This window comes from Luteolibacter arcticus, from assembly GCF_025950235.1.
Lineage (GTDB): Bacteria > Verrucomicrobiota > Verrucomicrobiia > Verrucomicrobiales > Akkermansiaceae > Haloferula > Haloferula arctica.
On sequence record NZ_JAPDDT010000011.1, the window covers coordinates 19,936 to 44,649 of the forward strand.

Consider the following 24,714-nt stretch of genomic DNA (forward strand, 5'->3'; position numbering starts at 1 on the left):
TGAACGGGTTACGCCGGGCAGCCTAGGCTCCGGCGCGGTTGTGATATCGTTTCCACAGAAACCCGATCACGCCGATGATGAGAAACGCGATGGCGACCGCGATAGGCAGGGGAAAAGGGCGCGCGGCAGGAGTCTGCGCTGGAATCGGGGGTGAAGAAGCGGGTGCTGCCGGAGGGCTGCTTGCTGCGGGTGCTCCGAGGTCGAATGTGATGCCGGGTTTCTCGCCGGAAATGGAGGTCTTCAGCAGCGGCTCCACGTCGCGCTGGAACCGCGAGGCGGATTGGTCGAAGACGGCGATGGTGCCGGTATCGAGCTCGCCGAGGAGGGGGAAGAAGGTGGCCTTCACCGCGACGGGCGACGCGGCGGGACGGGGGAAGTCGAGGGTGAAAGCGGCGTGGTCGTGGAGGTCGTGGACTTCGAAGACGCAGTCGGACTTGGAAGGAGTCAGCGTGGCGCCACCGGCGGTGACCTCGAAGAGACTCGCAGCAGCGGTGGCGAGCAGGGGCTTGGCGGTGGCTTGGCCCGCTTCATCGGTGGCGGCGGGTGCGCGGTTGCCGAGGATCTTCCACGCGAAGGGCAGCGAAGTGCGGACCACGATGCGCATGCGGTCCGGGAAGACTCGGACCTCGGTCTCGCTCTCATAGCCGCCGTGGGCGCTGGCGATTCCCGTGAGGAGGATCAGCGCGGCGCAGAGGGCTTGGAGGAAAGCGGGCATGGAGGTGGATGGAGGGGGCGGGGCGCGGGGACCGTTCCGCGCTTTTACCAGCGCGCCTACGCAGCCGTTCCGCTACGCGGCTACGGAGTGAACTCGATCTTGTAGAAGGCCTTCTCGAAGGAAGCGGGATCGGTGAAAGAGGCGGTGTTGCCCGGGCCGCCGGTCACGCTGCCGACGGATTGCCAGTCGGGGCTGAGGGTGACGCTGCGCTTCACGGTGAAGACGATGCCACTGGAACTCGGCCAGGTGATGGTGCGGCCGGCGAAGTTGGCCTTGAAGGCGCTGGCTCCGCTCGATGGGTCGAGGCCGAGGCGGTGCTCGACGAGGTTCGAGGTGCCGTCGCTGTCCTTGTCGCCGGTGGCGGTCTGGGTGAGGCCGCCGAAGTTCGACTGCTCCCAGGAGTCGGGCAGACCGTCTTCGTCGGTGTCGTCGATGACGAGCGCGACTTGTCCCGCGATGGTGGTGGAAAGGTGGGCCGTGGTGCCGATGGGGATGCCTGTTAGAAGCGCGCTGCCGGACAAGGCGCCGCCATGGGTGAAGAGCGGGTAGCGGCCGAAGCCAGTGCCGGGAGCGAGGCTGACCTGTACGGTGCCGCCGAGCGCGAGATCGCCTTCCACCGCAATGAGGTCGGAGGAAGTTCCGGCGCGCAGGCGATTGAGCGAAGTGCTGCCGAGGAATGCGCTGCCTTGGATTGCAAGGGTGCCGGGCGTGCCGGTGACGTGGCCGCGGCCATCGAGCGTGCCGTCTTGGACGAAGTCGGAGGCGATGGTGCCGTGGCCATAGAAGGACGCGCCGCTGGCGATTTTCGTGGCGTCGGTGGTGAGGCTGCCGCCTTCAAGCTTGAGGGTGGCACCGGGCATGACCTGGGTGGCGGTGGCGCTGGTGAAGGTGCCAGTGAGCCTGAGCGTGCCTTGCTCGACATTGGTGCCGCCATTCCATGCGCCACTGCCGCTCAGCGTCCACGTGCCGCTGCCGGTCTTGATGTAGGTGGTGGCGGTGCCGGTGTTTTGCTCGGAGAGGGTGCCGGCGAAGGTGGCGTCGGTGTTCTTGCCGCCGATGCGGTAGGTGAGCGCACGGCCGCCGGTGGCGCCTCCTTGAAGGACGGAAAACGGGGTGCCGGAAAGCGCGCCGATCGAAACGGTGGTGCCTTCACCCTGGGCGAGGGTGCCGGTGTAGTATGTCCAGACCTTGTCGGTGAGCGCGACGGTCGCCTGCGGGAAGCCGGGGAAGCCGTAGCTGGTGCCCATGCGGAAGTCGCCGCCGCTGCCATCCGTCAGCACATTGATGGTGCCGGTGAAGGCGGACCAATCGGAGAACATCGTGGTGCGAACCCACGGCACGTAGAAGTTCAGCATGCCGGCACCGGCGAGCGTGCCGTAGAGGTCCACGCGCGAGTCGGCATTGAGTCGGGCGGTAGCCCCGGCGGGGACGACGAGGGCGGCGGTGAAGGTGTTGTAGGTACTATCGTTGTCGTACATCGACAGCACACCGGCGTTGAGGGTGACGGGGCCGGTGCCGAGTGCGCTGGCATTGGCGGTGTCATTGGCCAGGGCGACGGTGCCGGCATTCAGCGTGAGGCCGCCCGTGAAGGTATTCGCGGTGGTATTGGCGAAGGTCAGGGTGCCGCTGCCATTCTTGGTCAGCGCGGCATTCCCGCCGATGGAGCCGGTGCCGGTGAAGGTGTAGCCGAGCGTGGTGGTGATGGTGGCGGTGCGCGGGGCGACGGTGCCGGAGAGCGCGACGCTGCGGGTGGTGGCGGTGATGTCGTTCAGCACCACATCATCGTTGTTGTAGAACTTGTCCGGCGAGGCACCGGTCCAATTGCCCGTGGCGGTGGTGTCCCAGGTGCCGTTGGTGGTACCAGTCCAGGTGAGGGTGGCGGGATTTCCGGTGACGGTCAGCCAGACCTTCGATGGATTCAAGCCCGCGGCGCTGCGGCCGAGCGCAAAGGTTTGGCGCGAGTCGTTCGGCAGGTTGTGCGTGAGGTTCACGCCGTTGACGGTGCTGTTGGTCGCGCCGGTGATGAGGTCGTAGGTGCCAGCTTGGAGCGGACCCTGGAGCAGCAGGAATTGGAAGTATTGCGTGCCGGTCAGGGCGAGCGTGCCGCTCATGGCGATGCGGTCGTTCGCTCCGGCGGGCGTATTCGCCATGTCGAAGTAGAGCGTGTTGCCATTGAGCGCGAGGCCGCCATTGGCGGTGAAGGTCGCGCCGGTGAAAGGCTCGGTGCCGGGCGAGAGGAATGCCCCCGCGCTAGCAGTGATCGCGCCTGCGACGGAGCCATCGCCGCCGAGCAGCGCGCCGCTGGCTACGGTGACTGCCGTACTTCCGAGGCTGCCATCGACCAGCAGCCCGCCCTGGCTCACGGTGGTCGCGCCGGTGTAGCTGCCGGTGCCGGCGAGCGTGAGGGTCCCTGCGCCGGTCTTGGTGATGGAGGTGGTGCCGCCGCCATTGCCGATGTTTCCGGAGAAGACGGTGGAGCTGCCATTGCCGCCGATCTGGTAGGCCGTGGCGGTGGTGTTGCCGCCGCCGGTCGCGCCGGAGAGCGTGGTGCTCGCGCCGCCTGCTAGCCCGCCGAACGAAATGGGCGTGGTGACGTTGCTGCGCTTGTTGAGCGAGGTGGTGCCGTTGCCGAGATTGAACGTGGCCGCGGCGCTGCCGGTGGAGCCGAAGAGGCGCACCCCGCTGTTGCCGGTGAAGGTGAGGGTGCCGGAGTAGCCGCTCATGTCGCCTTCAAGGTCGAAGACGTTGTTCTGTTGGATCGTCAGCGGACCGTTGCCGGAGAGCGCGCCGAGGCCGTGCGCGCCGCCGCCGTCGCCGCCGGTGATGGTCGCCGGGCCGGCAATTGTGATGGCGCTGCCGGGAGCATTCGCCCCCATGTTGAGGGTGCCGCCTTCGATGCGCAGGGGGGCACCTCCGAGCGCGGTGCCATTGCCGATGGTGAGTGCGCCGCTGGCCAAGGTGATGCCGGTGAAGGAATTCCCGCCGGTATTGCCAAGCGTGAGCGTGCCGGTGCCGCGCTTGGTCAAGGGGCCGCTGCTGGCGATCGAGCCGGTGCCGGTGGTGGTGTAGTTGCCGGTGGCATCGACATCCATCGAGGTGGGGGAGACGGTGCCGGTGACATTGATGGCAGGGGATTTCGAGCCGCTGTCATCGAAGGCCACGCGGTCGCCGAAACTGAACGCGGTGGCGGTGCCGTTCCTCGACCAGTTGTTGGTGGTGGCGTCCCACGCATTCGATGCGAGACCTCCGACCCACTTGAGGTCGCGCGGCAGGCCGGCATTCGTCACCAGCAAGGCGCAGGTCTGCGTCCACGAGTGGCCGGCGGCATCGGTCACCATGAAGTCGAAGCGGGCGCGGCCGACGTGATTGAGATCCGGGGTGAAGGTGACGAGATGATTGCCGGGGCCGCTCTGGGCGATGTCGCCATTGCTGATGTTAGAGACCGTGAAGACAGGAGAGCTGGAGAAGCCGGAGGTGAATTTTTTCAAGTCCACCTGCACGCTGGTAGGCACGCTGCTCGGCTCGCTGGCGGTATTCTTCGCGACGGTGCCGTGAGGGATGGCGAGGAAGTGCAGGTATTCCTCCAAGCGAGTGTAGCCGGCCGGTGTGCCCCCGGGCATGAAGGTGGTACCGGTGAGGAGGCCGCCGCTATTAGGAAGGGCGGTATTGTGATCCTGCAGCGCGGGATTCCAGCCGAGCGCGCTCTCGTAATAGTCCGGCATGCCGTCGCGATCCAGATCGAGCGGCGCGGCGGTGGAGTTCAGCGTGCCGATGCCACCATTGCTGACGCCGGCGAGATCGGACTCGCGGGTGATGTGGTTGGCGGTTTGGTTGACCAGGTTCTGGATCAGGCGGGTGTCCACCTCATCGCGCAGCGGTCGTGCGGGATCGATGTCGAGCCGCAGCGCGCCGGACTTCGAGACGACCTTCTTGAAGGCGACCACCGGATCATCGGTGGACACGGGAATGGCACCGGTGTTCGCGAAAGGCGTGAGCGACTTGGCGTAGCGGTTCGCGCCCGCGGGATCGCCTGCCTGGAACTCGGAACCGGCGACGATGCCGTAGCCCTTGTCGGTGCCATTGAGGATGCCGTCGCCATCGCTGTCGTGGCGGTTGTTAGAAAGATGGACGGAGAAGTTCGGGGCACCATTGCGATCCACGGTCGCCTTCTCGAGCGCGCGGGAGCGGGTGTTGCCGGGCGGCGAGAGGAAGTAGTTTCCGATCACGTTGGCCTTCCATGACGCGGGTGTCTCCGAGTCGCCCATGATGAAGCCGATGTCCCAGTCGAAGGTGACGTTGTTCGTCCACTCTAACAAGCCGGCGGGCCGTGCCTTCGGATTGCGGGTGTGGTTGTGGGCCCACAGCGAATGGTGGCAGGTCGCGTGATTCTGGTCCCACAGGCCGCCGCACGAGTGCGACTCCAGGCCCCAGGCATTGACGGACCACTGCATGGTCACGTTTTCCGGCGGACTGTTGAAGCTGGAGAAGTTCTCGTCGGTCGAGAACTGCATCGAGACCGAATCGAGCACGCTATTGAGCGAGCCACTGTCGAGGTTCACGCAGTCGCCGCCGCTGCCGCCCTTGCGATGGCGGAAACGCAGGTGGCGCACCACGACATCGTCGCCGGAGATGCGGAAGGTGCCATCGACCAGACCGACGCCATCACCCGGTGCGGTTTGGCCGGCGATGGTGACCTTCGATCCGGTGAGGCGCAGGCCATTGATGTGAATGTGGCCGCTGACCGCGAAGACGATGGTGCGCCCGGCGGTGGGGACCGTCTCGATGCCATTGCGGAATGAGCCTGCGCCCGAGGCATTGAGATTGGTGACGACATAGACGTCGCCGCCGCGCCCGCCCTTCGCATAGCCACCGTAGCCCTCGGCACCGGGGAATGCGGGAATGGTCTGGCCCGCGGCGCTGCCGATGAGGAGAGGAAGAAGAAGTCGCTTCACGGGTCAGTGCGGAATGGAGCGGCAGGAAGGCCCTCGGAGTTGGTGAGATTCGCGCCGGCGGGGTTGTCCGCCCAGGCGTAGCGGACGTAGGCGGGGCGGGGGACGGAGGGACTGGAGACGATCACCTTGTCGCCCTCGATCTCGGCATCGGCCCAGACGAACTTGCGGTCGTCGCCGGCGATCGCGAATTGTTTCAGCGGGCCGTCCTTGGCGACGAGGCCTTCGCCGATGTGGTCGAAGTGCAGGACCACGCGGCCGTCCTCGATCTCGGACATCTTGAAGACCGGGCCGCAGGGGATGACGTCCTGCTTGCCATAGGTGCCGTGCAAGGCGAGGCGGGCGAGGCGATGGCCGACGCCGAGCTTGTTGCGCGGGTGGACGTCCTTCTCATCGCCGATGTCGATGGTGACGGCCATGCCGGTGTGGGGCAGCGCGAGCGATGAGGACTGGGCATCCCGCATCGAGGCGAGGCTGCTGGCGGCGGGCTCCGGGAGCGGTGACTTGTGCGGGGCGAGTTGGACGAAGAGGAAGGGGAGGTCGTCGCGGCCCCAGCAGGTGCGCCAGTCCTCGATCAGTGCCCTCTGCAGCGTGGGGTAAAGCTGGCGGGTGCCGACATTCGACTCGCCCTGATACCAGAGCGCGCCGCGGATGCCGTAGGGGACGAGCGGCGAGATCATGCCATTGAAGAGCACCGCGGGATTGTGCTGGTCGCGCACGGGATCCGGGTGGCCGGGGCCGCGGCCGGTTTTGTTAGACGCGGTCCATTTCGCGATGGCCTTGCCGTAATCCTCGAAGGCCCTGGGGGTGTCGCGATAGGCGATGAATTTCTTCCAGAAGGCATCGCACAGCGGCTTGAAGGCCTTGTCGGCAGCGAGCTTGTCGTTGCTGATCCACGCCTCGGCGGTGCTGGCACCAAAGGCACAGGTGACGAGGCCGACGGGCACGCCGAGTTCCTTCTGGAGTTCGCGGGCGAAGAAGTAGGCGACCGCGGAGAAGTCGCCGGCGGTTTCCGGGGTGCAGGCTTTCCACGCGCCATCGACTTCCGGCTGGGGGTCCTCGCGCATGGTCCACTCGGCCTTGAACTCGCGGAGCTGCGGGTGATTCGCCTGCGGGACTTCCTGCTCCCAATTCGCGCAGCCGGAGAACGAGCGCTTGGCGGTCTTCGCGAGGGTGAAGTCCATGTTCGACTGGCCGGAGCAGAGCCAGACCTCGCCGACGAGGACATCGGAGAAAGTACGAGAGGCATCGGAGGTCTTCACCTCGATGACGTGCGGACCGCCGGCAGGCAGCGCGGGGAGATCGAGGCGGAACTTGCCCTCCTCCGTGGCGGTGGTGGTGGCGCTTTTTCCGGCGATGGAGACGGTGACGGGCGATCCGGGGCGGGCGGTGCCCCACAGCGGGTTCGCGGTGTCGCGCTGGAGCACCATGTGATCGCTGAAGATGCGGGGCAGCCAGAGATCGGCGGGCAGGAGGTAGTTCGCGAGGTCGGTCTTGCGCAGGGCTCCGGCGAGGACGGAGGCATTGAGTTGCGCGCCCGCGGGATTCGGATGGGTGTGGTCCCCCTTGGCGAAGATCGCGGTGGTCTTTTCCTCGCCGAGCGCGTCGTAGCGGTCGGCGAGCAGGCCATTGAAGTCGATGAAGGAAGCGCCGGCTTGCTCGGCGGTCTGCTTGGCCCACAGGCCGTAGTCATTCGTGCTGCGGCCGACGCGGCCGTCCTTCCACATGTTCCGCGGGATCAAGGAGAGCACGACCGGGGTGGCGCCCTTTGACTTGGTGTCGGCGACGTATTTCCGCAGGTACCAGCCGTAGCTGCGGACGGTCTCCGGCAGGCCATCGGTCTTGCGGACGATGTCCTCGGCTTCCTCGCCGATGCCCTTGATGGAGGCGCGGCAGCGGTCGTCATTGAGCGGGCCGCCGTCGTTGTGGCCGAACTGCATCACCACGTAATCGCCGGCCTTGAGGTTGGCCATGATCGCGTCCCAGCGTCCCTCGGTGAGGAAGGTGCGGCTGCTGCGGCCGCCGATGGCGCGGTTGACCACCTCGATCTTCGCCGGGTCGAAATGCGCGACCAGCGGGTCGCCCCAGCCCTTTTGGCCGGCGGTCTGATTGCGCACAGTCGAGTCGCCGATGATGTAGAGCGTCGGTTTCGCCCATGCCGCCACGGTCAGGCAGCACGCGACGAGGAGGCGCAATGGGATTCGCATGAGCAGGAAGATGCCCGCGGATCCGGCGGCTGTCGCGTTACCGATATGGGGTAAGGGAAGGGGTGTCGGGAAATCGCAAATGACTCGCAAGCCCTCTCCCAATCACCCATCGGATTGCCGCTTTTTGGGGGAAGGGGAGGTCGTCAAGGGCGACGGGCGGCCGCACTCGCAGATTGCGTCTCGGTCCTTGGGAAGACGCCGGCAGCAGACCGCATCGTGAGTCGCCGATTCGGATCCACGACGATGCGGCTCATGCCGCCAAAGTGCGACGGTCGTGGTCCGCCGCTCCATTGGAGAGCTTTACGCCTTTTCCAGCGTCTCATGCACCGTCGCGGTCAGTTGGTCGTCGAGTTTGAGGGCGCGCGAGAGGCGGCGCAGGAACAGATGCTCGGAGGGTGTATCGACCTCGATGGCCGTCAGGGCGGCGCCGTAGATTTCGCTGGCTTCCTCCGGTCCGTTGGCGAGTCCGGCGATTTCCTCCACGGTGGGCGGGAGGTTCAGGGCGCTGGTCAGCCGCCCTTTTTCGGCGGGCTCCAAGGGCGAGGTGTCGATGGCATCCGCGAGTGCGGTCATTTCGACGCTGTCGATGGTGCCATCCGCGGCGGCCGCGGCGATCATGGCCAGCACCATCTTCATCGGCAGCTCGCCCGTGACCTTGACTTGGAAACTGGCAGTGGCGAGGTCGGCGGGAAGCGGCGGGGGAGTGTCAGCCGCGATCGTCACAGGCGCGTTGATCGCCTGGGATGGCACGGGGGGCGGGGAATCCTGACGGCTCTGTTGCCACTTTTGGTAGGCATAGTAGCCGACGCCGGCGATGGCTGCCATCCCTCCCACCTTGACCGCGTTCTTCTGGATCTTGTTGCGGGCCTTGCCGTTCATGAGCAGGGACACCAGGGCTCCGGACGCGGCGCCACCCAGCGCCCCTTGCGCACCGCCGGAACCTAACAGCCCGCTGAGGAGTGACTTGGGATCGCTTTTGGCGCTATTCCCGCTTTTTGAATTGACGGAGATGGAATTGCTGAGACTGGAGAACAAGGATTCAAGAGACATGGTCAGATGGGGCGAAATGGCGTGGTACTGACCCTTCGATGGGGGCCGTCAAATGGTCGAGTGGAAAGACGGTTGCGCTTTCAATCCTCGTCGCGGTCTTCGGTCTGGCGGAGGACTTTGCCGTCAGTGGAGACGATGACGTCGAGATCGGCTTGGCCGTGGCGCTCAATGTCGGCGTCGTAGCTGACGGTGTTGCCCTCGGTGATCTTGTCGAGATCGTCGACGCGGCCGCCGAGACCCCGGAGCGCGGTGCGGACGGCTTCCGGGGCAGCGGCGAGGCGGATGTCCTCGGTGGTTTTCACGAGGCTGCCCTCGGCTGAGACGTAGAGATTCAGGTCGTAGCCGCCCTTGAGATCGATGTCGGCGATGTAGATGGTCTTTCCCTGGCGCTCGATCATTTCGACCTCCTCGATCTTCCCGTCGCGGGAGTTCGTCTGGATGGTCTGGCGGACGGGCTCCGGGCAGTCGGCGAGGCGGATGTCACGCGCGGCGGCGGGAGCGATGAGTGCGATGGCGGCGAGGATGCGGATGGATGTCGTGTTCATAGGTCTCGGTTTGATTTCGGGCAGCGGGATCGCCGCCGGACGCGAGACCAAGAACACCCGAAGATGACCGCGAGATGACGAAGAGGGAGGAAATGAGGTGATATGGAGCGCGGGGGACCGTTCTGCGCTGTCACCAGTGCGCCTACGGGGGGCGGAGAATCACCAATCATGGATCCTCAATCACCAAGTGGAGTGACTCGCCCATTCACCATTCGGCCTCGGCAGAAGGAACGATCCTGCCGGCTTGAAAATGCGTGGATTCACCCCTATGACGGGTGAGCCAATTCAACTTTGGCCGTAAGGAATGATCTCGAAGCGAAACGCAAGGAATGCAACCATTGGGGGCATTGTCTTCCGCTACAAGGTCTCGACGACACCGAAGAGCAGGGGTGTTTACGACCTGAACATCACAGTCCAGAGTGTAGCTGACAATGGGAGGAAGCTGATTGTGGTTGGCCTGATCCAGAAGGACCCGTGGATCCGGCCCCTTCTTTCTCCTTTGGTTCATTGGGAATGCCCGACTGTTACCCGCCACGAAATTGAGTGGCTTGTTCGGGAGGCAATTGGCGGCGGGTGGGATTTCTCCACCAAAGGCGCGGACTTCGTCCTTGAGGCCTCAAACGAGATCTTCCGATGCGGTTTTTTGGCGGCGCAGGTTGGGAGGACTGGTGAGCCACGAAGGTGAGATCGTGGGGTGGCGGGCGAGCCGGTTTGATCGGGGGGCTGGTACCGTATCGGGCCCCTACAGGGCGCCTTGGTTTGCTGCTGCCTGACCTGGGGGCGGTGGTGCGGGGCAGCTCACCAGATGCGCTTCACGCCGTAGGCGTCGAAGACCTCGTCGGAGCTGATGATGGTGAGCTGCTCTTCCTGTGCTTGGGCGACGAGCATGCGGTCGAAGGGGTCCTTGTGGTGAAACGGCAGATCCTGGATACGGCGGCAGTGGGCGGGACGGATCGGGAGTTCGGTTACGGCGAAGCGAACAAACATCTCTGTTAGCAAAAGATCCCAACGCTCGGGCACTCGGAAATCGGAATAACCACTGCCACCCATCTTCACGCCGATCTCCCAAAGATTGACCGGCGACCAGCAGAGCCTCCTGGTTTCCTCAAGAGCCTGCAAGGCACTCTTGGAGAGACGTGGATCGCCGAAGAACCACCAGAGCAGCGTAGGGGTGTCCAAGAGGCAGCTCATCCGTTGCTTTTATTCGCCTCCTAGTCCTTCTCCCACGCGTAGAATTCCTCCTCGATCTCCTTGTCCAAGGCCGGGTTATTGGTGAGGAACTCGAGTAGTTCATCGGACATGTCTCCCTTGAGACAGCCGAGAGCCCTTTTTCGGTTGGGCGGCGCGGGATCCGCGGCCACCAGCTTCACCACCGGCTTGTCCCGCCGGGCGATGATCACTTCCTCGCCCCGCTCGACCGCGGCGATCAGCTTGGAAAGCTGGGTCTTGGCCTCGTGGATGGTGACTTGCATAATGGGAAGTTAGCTAAGTTGGTCAGGAAGGTCAAATGCGGGGAAGGAGGAAGCGGCCCATTCCCGTATCGCGCCCCGAAAGGGCGCCATGGTTTGCCGTTGCCGGTCCCAGGGCGGCACTTCGTTTGCCTTGGGCTGAGGGATGGCGCCCCGTTGGGGCTGGGGAGACCGTAGAGCTTTCTTCGGCGCGCTCGTGAGAACGCGAGAGCAGAGAAGGGAAGCGGAGCGCACGGACCGTTCCGCGCTGTCACCAGCGCGCCTACGGAAGACAAAAGAAAAGCGCGGTGCCCTTCCGGGAACCGCGCTTTTGGGAAATTTTCTATTCTCGCCGGGGCGATCAGCCTTCCGATTCCTCTACGCCGTTGGCTTCGACGTTGATGGTGAGGATGGTCGTGACTTCCGGGTGGACGCGGACGATGACGTCGCTCTTGCCGGACTTCTTGATCGGCTTCTCCAGCTCGATGGCGTGGCGATCGATCTTGATGCCAGCGGCTTCGAGTTCCTTGTGGATGTCGAGCGAGGTGACGGAGCCGAAGGCCTTGCCACCCTGGCCGAGTTCGAGCGTGAACTTCGGACGGAGCTTGGAGATCTTGGTGGCGAGTTCCTTGGCACCTTCGAGCTCGACAGCTTCGCGCTGGGCGCGGGCGGCCTTGAGGTTCTCGACGTGGCGGAGGTTCGTGCGGGTCGCTTCGTAGGCCTTGCCCTGAGGGATCAGGAAGTTACGGGCGTAACCGGCACGCACTTTGACGACATCAGCCTCGGCACCGAGACCTTCGATTTTTTCTTTGAGAATGACTTGAGCGTTGGCCATGAGCGTCGCGGGTCGTTTGTTGGGGCGGCGGAGGTAGGCGTTTGGGAATGCGGAGTCAAGGGGAGAAACCCAGTTTCCGGGCAAAAGGCGGGGCAGGCACCTGAAAATCAAGCTCCAGAGCTGGAATAGGGCCGCTTTTCCGAAGACTGGAATGGGCCGGGCACCTGTGATGCCAGCGGGCTGCAGCTTGCCACCAGCGACCGGGATGGCTAGTTCTGCGGCATGTTCCGCATTCATTTCGAGCAGGTTGGAGGGCCGGATGGCGAGGCGGCTCGCATCGACTTCCCGCTCGAAGCCGGGGAATCGGTCACCGTCGGCGATTTGATTCGCCGGGCGGTGGTGCGGGAGATCGAGGTCCGGGAGTTAAAAGTGGGAAAAGCCGGGATCCAGGCCAGGCAGAATGAGGCGCTGGATGGGTTTCGCCGTGGCCTATTCGCGGTTCTCGTGGAAGGAGAGCCCTTGGAGGATCTGGAGCAATGGGTGCCTGCTGACGCGCGAGACATCACCTTTATCCGGGTGTTGCCGCTGGTGGGTGGATGACATTGGCTCGGGGTCGCTGACGCAATGAGCACGCCGCTTGAAGAGTTTCGCAGCTACTGGGCTGACCGACCACTGGGCTACCACTTCGACGTGGTGCGTTACTCCAAGCAGGCCGAGTTCCTCGATTGGGTGCAGAGCGAGCGGGCTGCGCGACCGATGGCCGAACGGCGAGGCGAAGACGGTCCATGGCGGATCGCCCGCGAGGTGATCGAGGCCCAGCTCCGTGTGGATTTGCCCTGTGCCTACGTCCATGACGGGCCATTCTGGCTGGAACTGGCGGAATGCGGCGGTTGTCTGGATGACGAGTGGTTCGGGCGCGTAGTCGACTGCTGCCGCGGCAATCTGGGCGACCTGATGTTGAGCGGAGCGGATCGGGAGGCCCTGTATGAACTTCGTGCTGGAGCAATTTCGTCCGGGCTGGAGCTGGAAAAGCTCGAGGTGAAGGAGGCCTTGGACGCGAGGCTCAGGAGGAAGATCGCCCTCGCCTTGGAAACCATGGACGAGGCCGCCTGCGGACTCTTGCGCGCTGTGCCCTTCACTGGGATCGAATGGCTCGTTCAGGCCTGCCGGTGCGCCGCGGCGCTGGCGAGTCCCCCGCAGTCATCGCAAAAGAACCCGCTGCTGCATTTGCGGCGCGCAGCCGTCGCGAAGCTCGCATCATCGGCTCTCGAACCGGACGAGGTGGCTTGCCTGCCCAAGCTCCTGGAGGGCTTCGACTCGAAGGCTCTCGTTCTGGTCGTGGAGCATTCGAAGGAAGGAGGTCCCGCCATCCGCCGACTGCTGGAGAAGAAGCCGGGCTTCAAGGAGCTGCTGGTGCTTCAAGATCATCTCCGCGAGGGAATGCCCGGAGAACGGCGGGTCGAATATGTCGAGAACCCGCCGGAGTCTGGAGAGTTCGAGGTTCACGAACTCCAACAGCTCATGGATGAGGTTCCGGCCGAACTTGTCGAGTGGTTCTGTGAGTCTCTTGCCACCGCGGAAGAGGCGATGGTGCTGAATGCCGTGAAGGGGACCAACCGGGCCAGGCTCGATGCGGCGCTCAAGCGCCACGGGCAGATGGCGCTCAAGGCTTACTCCCTGCTTCCCCTGCCGGCCGATGGGCCGTCACGCGAGGCGGAGGTGCAGCGGCGATACGTCCAGATCGACGAGTTCTTGAAGGGCTCGAAGCGGTTCGGGTCCGAACGTCAGGCGAACAACCGGATTTGCGGGGAGGTCGCGCTGCAAAACCTCGCCCGGCATGCCGGCTACCACGATGCCGACGAGTTGTTCTTCGACATCGAATCAAAATCCGCCGCCGGTGCCGGCCTGTCGTTCGAAGAGGACGGCTGCCGGGCTTTCCTGGAGTTCGATTGCGCCGGGCCATCGCTGGCGATCGAGAAGTGGGGGAAAGCGCTGAAGTCCGTGCCGGCTGCGATGAAGAAGTCGCCCGCATTCAAGGAGCTGAAAGCGACGCGCGACCTGCTGAAGGATCAGGGCCGCCGCTTCCGCCGCGCCTTGGAAATCCGGATGACCAGCGGTGCCTCGTTCGAGCGCCGCCACTTCGACGCGCTATGGCGCGCGCCTTTGCTTCGCGGCCTGATTTCCTCACTGGTCTTTCTCCGTGCGGATGGGCAATGCGGCCTCCCGGGCGAGGACGGCGAATCGCTCGTCACCGTGGACGGCAGGCGGATTTCCTTGGGAGATGGACCGCTCATCATCGCTCATGCCATCCACCTTGAACACAACGGCGGGTTAGCGGCGTGGCGGAACCTCTGTTTCGCGACCGGGCTGGTGCAGGCGATCAAGCAGGTGTTCCGCGAGTTCTATGTCGTGACCTCGGCGGAGGAGGCCACCTCGCCGGAATCCTTTCGATTCGCCGGCCACCGGGTCGCGTCGTCGCCGTTAGGAGGCATGCTGAAGAACCGCGGTTGGACCACCAAGGGCATCAGTCATGAACCGGAACCGAAGAAGCATTTCCGATCGCTCGGCGTGATTGCGAAGCTGTGTCTGGAGGAATGTGGTTACTACCTCGCGGAGACCGAAAGCGTCGTCACCGGGGCGGTGTCTTTCCTCGCGCTGGACGGTCGGCTTCTCGACTTGGATGAGGTCCCGGCCACGATCTTTTCCGAGGTCATGCGTGACCTCGACCTGTTCGTGTCGGTGGCACACACCGTCGGCGGAGCGGGATCTCCCTCGGCGGAATTGATGGCTCAGCGCTTCGAACTGCTTCGCGGGCTCGTAGGAAGACTGAAGCTGCCAGGGGTGAGCCTCGACGGGCACTTCGCGCGAATCGAGGGCCAGCTGGCGACCTACCGTGTCCACCTTGCTTCCGGTGCGGTGTTTCTAGGTGAGGGTCGGCACCTGTGCATCGTGCCGGAGACGTCCTGGAAACAGCCCCCGGATCTCTATCTGCCATTCCTCGAGGAAGACGACCGGCGGATCGCGGAGATCTTTTCGAAGATCCTGATGCTGTCGAAGGACACGGCGATCAAGGATCCGCAGATCCTGTCGCAGATCGCTGCGGCGAAGGGCGGGATCAGGGAGTGATCTCCGCCGCCTTGGCGACGCGCAGCAGCGTCGATTCCGCCATGTGGGGGGCCAGAATCTGGAGGCCGACGGGGAGCTGGGTGCCGGAGTCGGACGCCACGGTGCCGGCGGGGACGGAGATGGCGCAGAGGCCGGCGAGATTCGGGCCGAGGGTGAAGATGTCGGAGAGGTATTCGTGGAGGGGATCGTCCGCGAATTCGCCAATTTTGCGCGCCGGGGAGGGGGCGACCGGGGTGAGGATGGCGTCAACCTGCTGGAAGGCGTCCTCGAAGTCGCGCCGGATCAGGGTGCGGACCTTTTGGGCGCGGGTGTAGTAGGCGTCGTAGTAGCCGGAGGAGAGGACGTAGGTGCCGAGGATGATGCGGCGCTTCACCTCCGGGCCGAAGCCGTCCTCGCGGGAACGCTTGTAGAGATCGAGCAGGTCCGCGGGATTCGCGGCGCGCTGGCCGTAGCGGATGCCATCGAAGCGGGAGAGATTCGACGACGCCTCGGCGGGGGCGATGATGTAATAGGTGGCGACGGCGTGCTCGGTGTGCGGCAGGGAAATCTCGACGATTTCCGCGCCAGCGGCTTCCAGGCGCTTCACGGCGGCCTCGACGCGGGCGCGGACTTCCGGGTCGATGCCCTCGCCGAAGTATTCCTTCGGGATGCCCAACTTCATGCCGGCCACGCCCTTGGCGAGGTCGGCTGAGTAATCCGGCACCGGGACATTCAGGCAGGTCGAGTCGCGGTGGTCCGGGCCGGCGATTGCCTGGAGCAGCAGCGCGGCGTCCGCGACCGACTTGGTCATCGGGCCGATCTGGTCGAGCGAGGAGGCGAAGGCGACGAGGCCGTAGCGGGAAACGCGGCCGTAGGAGGGCTTCAGGCCGACGACGCCGCAATGCGATGCCGGCTGGCGGATCGAGCCGCCAGTGTCCGAGCCGAGCGCGGCGATGGCGAGATCCGCGGCCACTGCCGCAGCCGAGCCCCCGGACGAACCGCCGGGAATTCGGGACGTGTCGTGAGGATTCCGCGTGACCTGCAGTGCCGAGTTTTCGGTCGCGGAGCCCATCGCGAATTCATCGAGGTTCGTGCGGCCGAAGAGGACCGCGCCGGCCTCCCGCAGTCGGCCGGTGACGTGGGCGTCGTAGGGCGAGGTGTAGCCGTTCGCGAGGAACTTGGAGCCGCAGGTGCAGGGCTGGCCGAGGACGTTGATATTGTCCTTCAGCGCGATCGGGATGCCGCCGAGTGGCTTGGAAAGATCGGCCGCCGCGGCTTGGGCGCGGGCGTCATCGAGATTCGTGGAGAGGTAAGCGCCGATCTCGCCATTGCGGGCGGAGATGCTGGCGGCCAGCGCATCGACGATATCGACGGCGGTGATTTCACCGGCGACGAGCTGCTTGCGGAGGGCGGAAATGGAGGCCGAAGCGAGGGACATGGGAAGAAGTGCCGAGTGATCGGTGATCAGTGATCAGTGGAACAGCCCAGGAGTGGTGAAGGATGTAACCGCAGAGTCGCGGAGGTCGCGGAGGGACGCTGAGAAGAAAAAGAAGGAAGCGGAAATCGGCTGGGATCGAGGATCGAGGGGCAATTTTTTGTTCAAGCGTCGACGATGACCTTCGGCACGCGGATCTGGCCTTGGGCCTGGTCGGGGGCATTCGCCAGCACGGCTTCCGGGGGCAGGCTTTCGCGGGGCTCGTCCTCGCGCATCACGTCGTAGACGGGGGCGGGGTAGGAGGTGGGCTCGATGCCGGTGACATCGAGCGCCGCGAGGGATTCCGCATGGCCGAGGATGGCCTCGAGCTGCCGTTGGAAAACGGCGCATTCCTCCTCATTCAATTCGAGCCGGGCCAAGCCGGCGACATAGCGGACATCAATGTGCTCCGTGGCCATCGCGGGCGGATTGGAGAGGAAAGGTCCGGCGGGGGGAAGGGGAGATTTGGGATTTGAGATTTGAAATTGAGGATTTGAGATTGGGAGAGGAGGGCGGTCGATGGGTCACCGGCTTGCCAGGTCCCTCGTCTCCAATCGCTGGGACCGCCACATGCGCCAGGCGATCCAATTGAGCCAGGCGGCGAAACATGGAACCACAATGATGATATCGGGAATGGTGAAGTAGCGGACATCGGCATGTCTGCTCCTCCGCCAGTCATTGGTCAGTTCCGCCATGCTCCTGCGCTTCTTTTCCCGATGAAAGCTCCAGCCCGGAATCTTCGCGATGATCGCGGGCCGTCCCGCGACGAAGGCGGTGTGGCCATCCATACGACTCACCTGCCAAGCCGTATTTGGTCCTGCATGTGTCACCCTCGTGTCGGTTCCCAAGCTGTCCCACCACGCCCACGAAAGGAACCCGAGGACGAAGAGCCCGAGCCAGAAACTCTTCCAACGGTGAAACGGGCGGGGAAGCATGCGGCGGTTTCAATTCGTGGCAGACCCGCAGGCGAATGCAATTGCGGGGCGGGGCGAAGCGGGCGGGGACCGAGTTGTCGATGTGTCGACCACAGGTCGACACTCCTCAAGGGCTGCCGCCCGAGAGCGAGTCGTCCGCCCGACGTGAAATGTTAGATTGCAAGCCGCCGTGAGTTTCCCTCTGTGCGGCCCGTATCTCGCTCCGCTGTCCCCCGGCCGGAGGCGAATCCGGGCGATCACGCGCGCCATTCATTCCCTTTCCCGATCTCACTTTGTCTCATCTCATCTCGCTCCTTCCGATGACTTTCCGGTATATTTCCAAGTTCCTTTGGCTGCTCTCGCTGCTGCTTGCGTTGCCGGCGGCGGCATTCGAGGTCTTCCGGGCCGCGACACCGTCGATCGGCTCGATCTCCGATGAGCGGCCGGTGGCGGTGGGGCCGACGTGGGCCGCCTACGTAGAGACACTGACCCAGATCACGGTGATCGATACCGCCACGCGGGCTGTCATTCACACGATCCCGAGGCCGGCTGACAGAACCCCCATCCCGGGGCAGCCCGGCTGGGTCCGCAGCGTCACCATCTTCGGCCAGCAATTGATCACGGACGGCACCTATCTGGTCGCCCTGTCCGACTCCGCCCTCGAGCAACTCGCGCCGAATGGCGCCGTCCTCCAGACGAAGAAAAACTTCACCGTGCATGCGTGGAAGATGCCAGGTGCCCAATCCATCGGCATCGTGGACATTGATGAATACCCGAGCGCAAATTCCGCCTTCCTCGGCGTGGGGAATGGTCGCATCAACTACTGGCGATCCCGCGTGCAAAACATCCGCCAGTGGAACGCGGAAACGCTGACGCCGCTGACCGGCATTCCCGTTCTCAGGGACTCCACGGACGTGGGCTCGGTCGCGATGAGCGGGAACGATCTCGTCTATGTCGGGCGGGATGCCTTGAGCATCAACCATCTCTATCACTTGAACCTGACCAGCGGTTCCGTGAACGAACTGCCGAAGCCGGCCGGCCTCGAGACCGGCTCGTTCCAGAATCTAGCTGTCAGCAGTGGTCACCTGCTGGCCCCTGGCGTCCGTTATCCCCCGGGAACGGCTACGCCGATGTTCCATTACAATCTCTCCACCCGGCAGGTGGTGGCGCAGACGGAGACTCCCGGTGGAAAGTCGACGCAGCCGTTTTTCGCGCCGGATGGGTCATGGCGCGCTGTTTCGGTGGGCTTCAATGGAGCCACCGCGGAGATGCGCTCGGGATCCGCGCCGACGGTTGCAGGCAGCGCGGTCTTTGAGTTGCCGCGCGGCTTTGACTCGACCGGCGTCATCCCTGATCCATTCGCCTACGCGCAGGGTCACCTGTGGTTCCGCGCCGGTGGCGTGCCCGATGGCACGGTCGCCTATCGCATTCCCGCAGCGGTCCAGCCGATCTCCCGGCTTGCGGGCCGCTGTCTGCCTGCGGATGAGTCGGACGGTCACCTGAAGGTGGTCTTCACCCTGGATCCGGTGGTGAACCGGGAGCTGGTTTTGCAAGTCCGCACCCAGTCTGGCGCGGGCTCGGCCACCGCGGGCAGCGATTTCGAATCCTTCGATGGCGAGGTCACGATTCCCGCGGGTGCCAGCCAGGCCGCGTTGCAGCTTCCCCTGATCCAAGACTCGGTCGTCGAGGAAAACGAAACCCTAGTGGTCGAGATCACGAGTCATCCCGCCGATATCCTGGTGAGTGAGAAGGAGGTCCCCGGGATCATTGGCGGCTCGTCCTTCCACCGGCTGCCGCCGGTCGCGGGATGGCAGGATCTCCCGGCCCTTAGCGCCGTGGCGGTGCCGGACACCATCGCGCTGGCGGGTGACCGGCTCGTGCAGACGAATCGCGGCCACAGTGGCCCCACCGGCGCCGTGCCGTCCGTGCTGACCCGGCCGCTCGAGGGAGGAGAGTGGACTCCTTCCACGGCCTTCGCTGCCGCTCCTTTCGACTCCTACGGGATCTCGACGAATGGCAGCGGGCTGGCGCTCGTCGCCTCGCCCAGTGCCGTGCGGCTCTTCGATCCCGCCACGGATACGCTACTCTACCAGACTCCGGGATCGCCGGGCCTCGTACCGAATGTGCTCATGGGAGACACCCATTTCATGGTGGGTGCCCCGTACGTCACCGAGTATTCGCTCACTCCTCCCTACGCCTCCCGCCGGCCCGTCGCCAGCCTCTCCGGGAACCTCACCGGCAGCGCGGTGTATGCGAATGAGGTGCTGATCGGGCACTTCCTCGGCCTGCCCGGTGGTGGCTTGCACAAGATCTCCCGCGCTAATCAGGCCGACCTTGGCCAATTCATTCCAGGCTCGGCGTGGTATCCCACCCACATGGCGGCTAGTGGCAACTTCTTTGCTGGCAGCGGCATCAGGGGTGTCTGGTTCCGACGCGTGGATGAGCCCGGCCGGCTGATCCGCGTGCGACCGGCGAATGGCCCCTTCTCCCTGAGGATCCGCGAGCTGCGCATCACCGGGAACCGCCTCTGGGTGACGGAGGCGTTGGACGAGGACGTGCCCTCGATCCGCGTCTTCGAAATGCCCTCCGGCCTTGAAACCGGAAGGCTGCTCGGGGATGGAGGCGACGGGGACGCCAACTTCAGTCCCTACCTGCCGGAAGGGATCGCGCCGCTGGGCCGGGAGCCTTCATCCGGCGATCAGAATGATCTCGAGGACCTCTCCTTCGGCGGGAAAGACATCGTCGCCGCCATCCGCTGGCCTGAACTCGGCTCGAACCATCTGGTCGCCGCCCGCTTCGTCCAGGAAGCCGGGCTGCCGGGCATCGTGGATTCCGCTCCGATCCGCGAGGATGCCGGTGACATGATGCTCACCCTGAGCGAGGCCGCGCCGTGGCCGCTGACCATCACCACCCGCGCCGTCGCGGCGCTCCACAATCAGGCGGCGGACTGGAGCGGCTCCGGCAATACCGTCGTGATCCCGGCGGGAACGACCACCTTCTCGCCCGGCGTGCGGCCCTTCAATGACAAGCTCCCGGAGGGCAACGTGGCTTCCCCGCTGGAACTGACCATCACCGGCAATGGCCTCACCCGCACCTCGCGCATCGCCATGCAGGTGGAGGACGATGACCAAATGCCGCTGGCCGATGTGCCCCACACGCTCCATGGCTTCGGCCGCGGCATTGCTCCGGTAGCCGGCGAGTGGGCCTATCGTGCGGACTCGGCGGATGAGAATCTCGTCGCATGGACCGGCAGCGCTGCCTTCACCCATGGCTCGCCCTTCGGCACGAGTGGCAGCCGCGCCTTTGGGAATGCGATGGCGGGGACGGGAACCTGGCTCGCGGTGGCCCACGATGCCTGGGGCGGCACTGCCAAGGGCGCGAAGCCCTCGCAGATCCAGATCTATCAGCCCGCCACGCGCGGTAAGACGCCGGTCCGCGTGCTGAAGGGGATGAAGTATTTCAACGGCTTTGGTGAGACGCTGTTTGCCCGCGACACCACGCTGTGGGTCGGCGCGCCCGGCTCCAGCCTCATCTCGCCGAAGCCGAAGAAGACCGCTGGCATGGTGCTGCAGTACGACCTGCCCACCGGCAAGAAGCGCCGCACCTTCAAGGCACCGAAGACGCATGCCATCGGCTTCGGATCCAGCATCACCGCCAATGCCACCTCGGTCTGGATCGGCTCGCCCGTCTCCGGCGGCGCGGTCTTCCAATACGACCGGGCGAAGGGGAAGCTGCTGCGCACCCTGGTGAACCCCGCGAGCGGCGCGGAGCAAATCTTTGGCACCACCATTGAAGCCAACGCGCGCACGCTGGCCGCGAATTCGACGTATCCCAATACGCTGCCCCAGCCGCTCCGCGGCTACTCCGCCGCCACCGGCGTGCTCCAGTGGCAGCTCCATCCGCCAGCAGGCCGTCACATCGGCAGCTTCACCCTCATCGGCGAGGATCTGCTGGTCACTGGCGGTGACTCGCTGATCTTCTTTTATCTCCCGCCGACGGGTGCGCCGGAGCTGTTAGTGGAAGTCCTGATGCCCGGCGGAGCCGACGATGAGATCGTCGAACTCAAGGCCGCCTCCGGAGAACTCGCCCTCCGCTGCACCCGGAACGGCCACTCCATCGAAGACGGCTTGGTTCTCACTCTCGCGGGAGTTCCCAAGCTCGCTCCCTATCTCCCGGGCGCTCTCGCTGCGACCGCCATGGCCCGCGTTGAAGCTGTCGAATCCACCGCCGCAACACCGCCTGCGCTGACGCTCGGCCAGACGCTGGGAGGTGCGTGGCAGCTCAACCTTCCCGCCGCTGCGAGCGGCACCAGCGTGGAGTTTTCCACGGATCTCACGCAATGGCATTCCCTCGCCACGGCGGGCTCCGAGGGTTCATGGCAGCTTGTTCCCGGGACGGGTGCTGGCACTACGCTCGAAGGGGCGAGCCTGATTGATCGTGTGTCGCTGCGGGTTCCGCCGAACCACTCGCGCCTGTTCTTCCGGCTTCACACGCCGTGAGGTGGCGGGAGAGTTATAGGTAGTCGCGGAGAGTCAGCCTCCTTGCCTCCCATCTATCTTGATTCGTGCCGTCGCGGAATTGACGGCACGAAGGATTCCCGAGAGGCTGGATGGCATGAAATGGGATCGTGGTTTCATCCGGCGATGGAGCGGGTTGGCGATGGCATTTGCCGGCATGGCGTTCGCGGCAATCGTGCAGGCAGAAGAGAAGAAGGATGACGCCGTGCTGCTGCCGACCGAGGTGCGCGAATGGACGTCCGCCGATGGCCGTAAGACGAAGAGCAAGTTGCTCGCGGTGGATCACGAGAAGAAGACGGTGACGCTCGAGTCCGATGCCGGGAAGAAATCCGAAGGGCTGCCCTTCGCGAAATTCAGCGCGGCGGACCAGGCTTTCTTCTCACGCTGCAAGACCCAGGTCGCGGGGCAGGGGGACGATGGCCGGATCGTGCAGGTGGACGATGAGGATCCGGAGATGAAGCGCGCGATCGACGAGGCGGTGAAGACCTTCCCTGCGGCGTGGAAGGAGATCGAGAAGGACCTGCGCCGGCCGATTCCGGCGCTCGACATGGTGATGGTGAAGGCGGCCTTCCGCGACCCGGGCGAGGCGGGCAAGAATGCCGAGCTGATGTGGGTGCAGGACTTCAGCTTCGACGGCAAGACGATCACGGGAGAACTCGCCAATCAGCCGAATCGCCTGAAGTCGGTGAAGATGGGCAGAAGGTCAGCGTCCCTCTGGCCGATCTGCGGGACTGGATCTATTTCACCGGGGAGAAGGTGAACGGCGGATTCACCGAGAAGCTCATCCACAAGCGGATGTCACCCGCGGAGAGGAAGGAACACAACGAGGGGACCGGGGTGAATTGGGATGAAGCGTGAGGGGCCTGGATTGTTTCATCGTCCGCTCTACCGCTGGAAGAGCTTTTGGCTCGGCGTGCTGGTGCTGGCCTTCCTGAGCTGGGCGTGGGTGAGGTCGATGTCGCATCTGGACATCGTTTCGATGCTCTCTTCGTCGGCCACCGAGGCGGTTGCTTTCCGGTCCCACCGCGGCCTGATGAGTCTCCAAGCGACCGGGCCGAGGCATTTCCTCCTCCCGAAGGATCCGCATCTTTACAGGGCTTCCTTTCCCACCGCGTTGGATCCGAAGTGGTTCGCCCCGCCCGCGTCTTTCGTGAAGCCGGGGAGTCCGGGTGAATGGACTCTCTCCGTTGCTTACTGGTTGCTCGTGCTGCTCTTCCTTGTCCCTTGGACGGTCTTTCTTGTCTGGCGAGGTTGCCGGATGAAACGACTTGCGAGGGAGGCGGCAGATCCAGCATGGGACGTTGGGCATTGAACCTCGTGGCGAACGATATTGTTGGCGCTGACAATCGTTGGGCACTTTTCTGCCTTTCTTTTTCCTGTCCCCGCGCATTCACATCTGAATCCATGAAGATGTTCCTCTGGTCGATCCTGGTTTCATTGGCATTGGCTTGCCACGCGGCTGGCTGGATTCATGTGGAACCTGCCGATCACGCCAAGCAGCTCGCTTCCTCGGACTTCGCTGGGATCGTCGAGGTGACGAGCCTTGCCGATACCGGAAGGAAGAAGGTGATGTTTGGCAACGAGGTGGCGTTTCGCGAGGTGAAGGTCACCTTGAAGGTTCTCTCACCGTTCAAAGGAGGGAAAGACGGCCAGCTTGATTGCATGATCTACCGGAGGCCGACCGACGATGAATTGATCGCCGATGGGATGCCGCGCAAAGACGTCTTGAATGCGTCCTTGAACCTCGCGACCGACGAGAGCCTGCATTTGTTCCTGGTCGCGATCCGGCGAAACGAACGCCTGATGGCCTACCTGGTGAAGTCCGGAGACACGTTCGTTCCGGTGACCGGTGACGAGAAGGCGAGCCAGTCCCTGCATCGCTTGGAAATGGCAAACCAGCTCAGCGTGCCGGAGGCGGGTGAAGAGAAGCCCGGCCCGGTAGAGAGATGAGGAGAGGGGACACTCTTGTCCTCTTCGGGAGAGCGACGACAGGAATGTCACCCCTCAAGGAACTCGCGAGGAGTCGATTCCTTCCAGAGCATGTTGTGAGATTTCGTAGCCGCTGATTCGCGACGACGGCTCCAGCGTTTCGAGCGACCTGGAAGTTTGAAGTGAACCGCGAAATCACGCGAAAAGACGCTAAATCTAAAGGCAGGAGAAGATCTCCATTCTAACAATTTTCGCGTCTTTTCGCGTTCTTTCGCGGTTCAATTTCTTCGTCCGAACCCGGCTTGGGTGGCTACGTTTTCAAAGCAAAGCGCTTTAGTCGGTTCCTTCCCGTTTTTCCATATCCGTCACCCACCAGCGGAAGCGGGCTTTGAGTTCTTCGGAGCGAGAGCTCGCCTCGAGCGCCTTCATCGTTTCCATATCCTTGGTTTCTCTCAGCCGGGAGCCGATGATCGAGGTCACTCGCCCGTCGGGATCGGGTGGGATCGCTTCCAGGAAGGCGACCATAGCAGGGGCGTCGGCCGGGGAGAGCGATGCAGTTTGGAAAATGGATTCGGCGACTTGCTGTTGCAGTGGTCCCTCTGGAACGAGGCGATAAAGCTCGGCGATGGTTTCGAAGGGGCGCTTCGAGATCTCGTTCCGGAACATGATCTGGATGTGCTTGGCCGCCCACCTTTCGTCGCAGGCGGAAAGTGCCAGGCCGATCCTGAGCGGATAGGGCGTCCGCTTGGAATTGATCAACTTCTCCGCTTCGATCCGGAGATCATCGGGGACGGGCTGATGTTGGCTCCGCAGATCGGAGAGTTCGACGAGAAGTTTCCGGGCGGTGTCTTCTTCGGAGCTGGTTTGCGGAGTCGCGGGGCGGACGACCGGTGGTGTCTTGAGGCCGGGCTCTGCCGTCTCATTCTCCGATGTGTTCCCAGCCTGCTTCAAGGTGACGATAAGAACGGTCGCGATCACCAGAAGCACTCCCGCCAAGGTCGCATGGAATCGTGATGGGGGAGTCATGGCGGGCGTTGCTGTCGCGATTCGTGGCAGAGCTCCGGAGGAATGCAATGGCGGTGGAGG

At 64.2% G+C, this 24,714-nt stretch carries 17 protein-coding genes and 1 pseudogene; 6 read left to right on the forward strand and 12 right to left on the reverse strand.

The genetic code is table 11. The features are described from left to right. Positions 1 to 22 precede the first annotated feature (22 nt). From OKA05_RS20645 to OKA05_RS20665, 5 genes are all read right to left on the reverse strand, one after another. A complete protein-coding gene (locus tag OKA05_RS20645; RefSeq protein WP_264489089.1) occupies positions 23 to 715 on the reverse strand; it encodes a hypothetical protein in 693 nt (230 codons plus the stop codon). An 80-nt stretch (positions 716 to 795) separates the two neighbouring features. Beyond that, positions 796 to 5,667, reverse strand: a complete 4,872-nt coding sequence (locus tag OKA05_RS20650; protein WP_264489090.1) for an autotransporter-associated beta strand repeat-containing protein — start codon at positions 5,665 to 5,667, stop codon at positions 796 to 798. After that, on the reverse strand, positions 5,664 to 7,871 hold the full coding sequence (locus tag OKA05_RS20655; RefSeq protein WP_264489091.1) for a sialate O-acetylesterase: 2,208 nt from the start codon (positions 7,869 to 7,871) through the stop codon (positions 5,664 to 5,666). The genes OKA05_RS20650 and OKA05_RS20655 overlap by 4 nt, the downstream gene beginning before the upstream one ends. A 300-nt stretch (positions 7,872 to 8,171) precedes the next feature. Continuing rightward, positions 8,172 to 8,921 (reverse strand): tellurite resistance TerB family protein, encoded by a 750-nt coding sequence (locus OKA05_RS20660; protein WP_264489092.1) that lies wholly within the window; start codon positions 8,919 to 8,921, stop codon positions 8,172 to 8,174. Positions 8,922 to 9,001: 80 nt separating this feature from the next. Continuing rightward, a complete protein-coding gene (locus tag OKA05_RS20665; protein ID WP_264489093.1) occupies positions 9,002 to 9,466 on the reverse strand; it encodes a hypothetical protein in 465 nt (154 codons plus the stop codon). Between the two features lie 304 nt (positions 9,467 to 9,770). Between OKA05_RS20665 and OKA05_RS20670 the strand changes: the two genes are divergently transcribed. Continuing rightward, positions 9,771 to 10,151: a hypothetical protein gene (locus OKA05_RS20670; protein WP_264489094.1), complete on the forward strand. Its 381-nt coding sequence runs from the start codon at positions 9,771 to 9,773 to the stop codon at positions 10,149 to 10,151. A 113-nt stretch (positions 10,152 to 10,264) separates the two neighbouring features. Here OKA05_RS20670 and OKA05_RS20675 read toward each other — a convergent pair whose 3' ends face one another. The 3 genes from OKA05_RS20675 to rplI all read right to left on the reverse strand — a co-directional run bounded on the left by OKA05_RS20675 (position 10,265) and on the right by rplI (position 11,749). After that, positions 10,265 to 10,657: a type II toxin-antitoxin system VapC family toxin gene (locus tag OKA05_RS20675; RefSeq protein WP_264489095.1), complete on the reverse strand. Its 393-nt coding sequence runs from the start codon at positions 10,655 to 10,657 to the stop codon at positions 10,265 to 10,267. Positions 10,658 to 10,677: 20 nt separating this feature from the next. Further along, on the reverse strand, positions 10,678 to 10,938 hold the full coding sequence (locus tag OKA05_RS20680) for a type II toxin-antitoxin system Phd/YefM family antitoxin (RefSeq protein WP_264489096.1): 261 nt from the start codon (positions 10,936 to 10,938) through the stop codon (positions 10,678 to 10,680). A gap of 337 nt (positions 10,939 to 11,275) precedes the next feature. Then, positions 11,276 to 11,749: a 50S ribosomal protein L9 gene (gene rplI / locus OKA05_RS20685; protein ID WP_264489097.1), complete on the reverse strand. Its 474-nt coding sequence runs from the start codon at positions 11,747 to 11,749 to the stop codon at positions 11,276 to 11,278. 222 nt (positions 11,750 to 11,971) lie between these two features. Between rplI and OKA05_RS20690 the strand changes: the two genes are divergently transcribed. Continuing rightward, positions 11,972 to 12,289 carry a hypothetical protein gene (locus tag OKA05_RS20690; RefSeq protein WP_264489098.1) on the forward strand — a complete coding sequence of 106 codons (318 nt, stop codon included), beginning with the start codon at positions 11,972 to 11,974 and terminating at the stop codon, positions 12,287 to 12,289. A 24-nt stretch (positions 12,290 to 12,313) separates the two neighbouring features. Further along, complete coding sequence (locus OKA05_RS20695; RefSeq protein ID WP_264489099.1) at positions 12,314 to 14,815, forward strand: DUF4132 domain-containing protein; 2,502 nt, start codon at positions 12,314 to 12,316, stop codon at positions 14,813 to 14,815. Here OKA05_RS20695 and gatA read toward each other — a convergent pair. The 3 genes from gatA to OKA05_RS20710 all read right to left on the reverse strand — a co-directional run bounded on the left by gatA (position 14,805) and on the right by OKA05_RS20710 (position 17,203). After that, a complete protein-coding gene (gene gatA, locus OKA05_RS20700; protein WP_264489100.1) occupies positions 14,805 to 16,232 on the reverse strand; it encodes an Asp-tRNA(Asn)/Glu-tRNA(Gln) amidotransferase subunit GatA in 1,428 nt (475 codons plus the stop codon). The genes OKA05_RS20695 and gatA overlap by 11 nt on opposite strands. A gap of 161 nt (positions 16,233 to 16,393) precedes the next feature. Beyond that, the gene (gatC, locus tag OKA05_RS20705) at positions 16,394 to 16,687 is read right to left on the reverse strand and encodes an Asp-tRNA(Asn)/Glu-tRNA(Gln) amidotransferase subunit GatC (RefSeq protein WP_264489101.1); all 294 of its coding nucleotides are present in this window, start codon (positions 16,685 to 16,687) and stop codon (positions 16,394 to 16,396) included. A 105-nt stretch (positions 16,688 to 16,792) separates the two neighbouring features. Next, on the reverse strand, positions 16,793 to 17,203 hold the full coding sequence (locus tag OKA05_RS20710) for a hypothetical protein (RefSeq protein ID WP_264489102.1): 411 nt from the start codon (positions 17,201 to 17,203) through the stop codon (positions 16,793 to 16,795). A gap of 299 nt (positions 17,204 to 17,502) precedes the next feature. On the opposite strand from OKA05_RS20710, the gene OKA05_RS20715 reads away from it, so the two are divergent. From OKA05_RS20715 to OKA05_RS20725, 3 genes and pseudogenes are all read left to right on the forward strand, one after another. Then, the gene (locus OKA05_RS20715) at positions 17,503 to 21,681 is read left to right on the forward strand and encodes a Calx-beta domain-containing protein (RefSeq protein ID WP_264489103.1); all 4,179 of its coding nucleotides are present in this window, start codon (positions 17,503 to 17,505) and stop codon (positions 21,679 to 21,681) included. Positions 21,682 to 22,153: 472 nt separating this feature from the next. After that, positions 22,154 to 22,557: pseudogene (locus OKA05_RS29475) on the forward strand (DUF2314 domain-containing protein). Positions 22,558 to 23,103: 546 nt separating this feature from the next. Further along, complete coding sequence (locus tag OKA05_RS20725) at positions 23,104 to 23,649, forward strand: hypothetical protein (RefSeq protein ID WP_264489105.1); 546 nt, start codon at positions 23,104 to 23,106, stop codon at positions 23,647 to 23,649. A gap of 312 nt (positions 23,650 to 23,961) precedes the next feature. Here the strand turns inward: OKA05_RS20725 and OKA05_RS20730 are convergent, their stop codons facing one another. Continuing rightward, on the reverse strand, positions 23,962 to 24,654 hold the full coding sequence (locus OKA05_RS20730; RefSeq protein ID WP_264489106.1) for a hypothetical protein: 693 nt from the start codon (positions 24,652 to 24,654) through the stop codon (positions 23,962 to 23,964). Positions 24,655 to 24,714 lie beyond the last annotated feature (60 nt).

Excerpts from the sequence above, each read along its gene's own strand:
- rplI (WP_264489097.1), bottom strand. The coding sequence starts at position 11,749 with ATGGCCAACGCTCAAGTCATTCTCAAAGAAAAAATCGAAGGTCTCGGT.
- OKA05_RS20725 (WP_264489105.1), top strand. The coding sequence starts at position 23,104 with ATGAAGATGTTCCTCTGGTCGATCCTGGTTTCATTGGCATTGGCTTGC.
- OKA05_RS20655 (WP_264489091.1), bottom strand. The coding sequence starts at position 7,871 with ATGCGAATCCCATTGCGCCTCCTCGTCGCGTGCTGCCTGACCGTGGCG.
- gatA (WP_264489100.1), bottom strand. The coding sequence starts at position 16,232 with ATGTCCCTCGCTTCGGCCTCCATTTCCGCCCTCCGCAAGCAGCTCGTC.
- gatC (WP_264489101.1), bottom strand. The coding sequence starts at position 16,687 with ATGGCCACGGAGCACATTGATGTCCGCTATGTCGCCGGCTTGGCCCGG.
- OKA05_RS20695 (WP_264489099.1), top strand. The coding sequence starts at position 12,314 with ATGAGCACGCCGCTTGAAGAGTTTCGCAGCTACTGGGCTGACCGACCA.
- OKA05_RS20730 (WP_264489106.1), bottom strand. The coding sequence starts at position 24,654 with ATGACTCCCCCATCACGATTCCATGCGACCTTGGCGGGAGTGCTTCTG.
- OKA05_RS20645 (WP_264489089.1), bottom strand. The coding sequence starts at position 715 with ATGCCCGCTTTCCTCCAAGCCCTCTGCGCCGCGCTGATCCTCCTCACG.
- OKA05_RS20665 (WP_264489093.1), bottom strand. The coding sequence starts at position 9,466 with ATGAACACGACATCCATCCGCATCCTCGCCGCCATCGCACTCATCGCT.
- OKA05_RS20675 (WP_264489095.1), bottom strand. The coding sequence starts at position 10,657 with ATGAGCTGCCTCTTGGACACCCCTACGCTGCTCTGGTGGTTCTTCGGC.
- OKA05_RS20680 (WP_264489096.1), bottom strand. The coding sequence starts at position 10,938 with ATGCAAGTCACCATCCACGAGGCCAAGACCCAGCTTTCCAAGCTGATC.
- OKA05_RS20670 (WP_264489094.1), top strand. The coding sequence starts at position 9,771 with ATGATCTCGAAGCGAAACGCAAGGAATGCAACCATTGGGGGCATTGTC.
- OKA05_RS20660 (WP_264489092.1), bottom strand. The coding sequence starts at position 8,921 with ATGTCTCTTGAATCCTTGTTCTCCAGTCTCAGCAATTCCATCTCCGTC.
- OKA05_RS20710 (WP_264489102.1), bottom strand. The coding sequence starts at position 17,203 with ATGCTTCCCCGCCCGTTTCACCGTTGGAAGAGTTTCTGGCTCGGGCTC.
- OKA05_RS20715 (WP_264489103.1), top strand. The coding sequence starts at position 17,503 with ATGACTTTCCGGTATATTTCCAAGTTCCTTTGGCTGCTCTCGCTGCTG.
- OKA05_RS20690 (WP_264489098.1), top strand. The coding sequence starts at position 11,972 with ATGTTCCGCATTCATTTCGAGCAGGTTGGAGGGCCGGATGGCGAGGCG.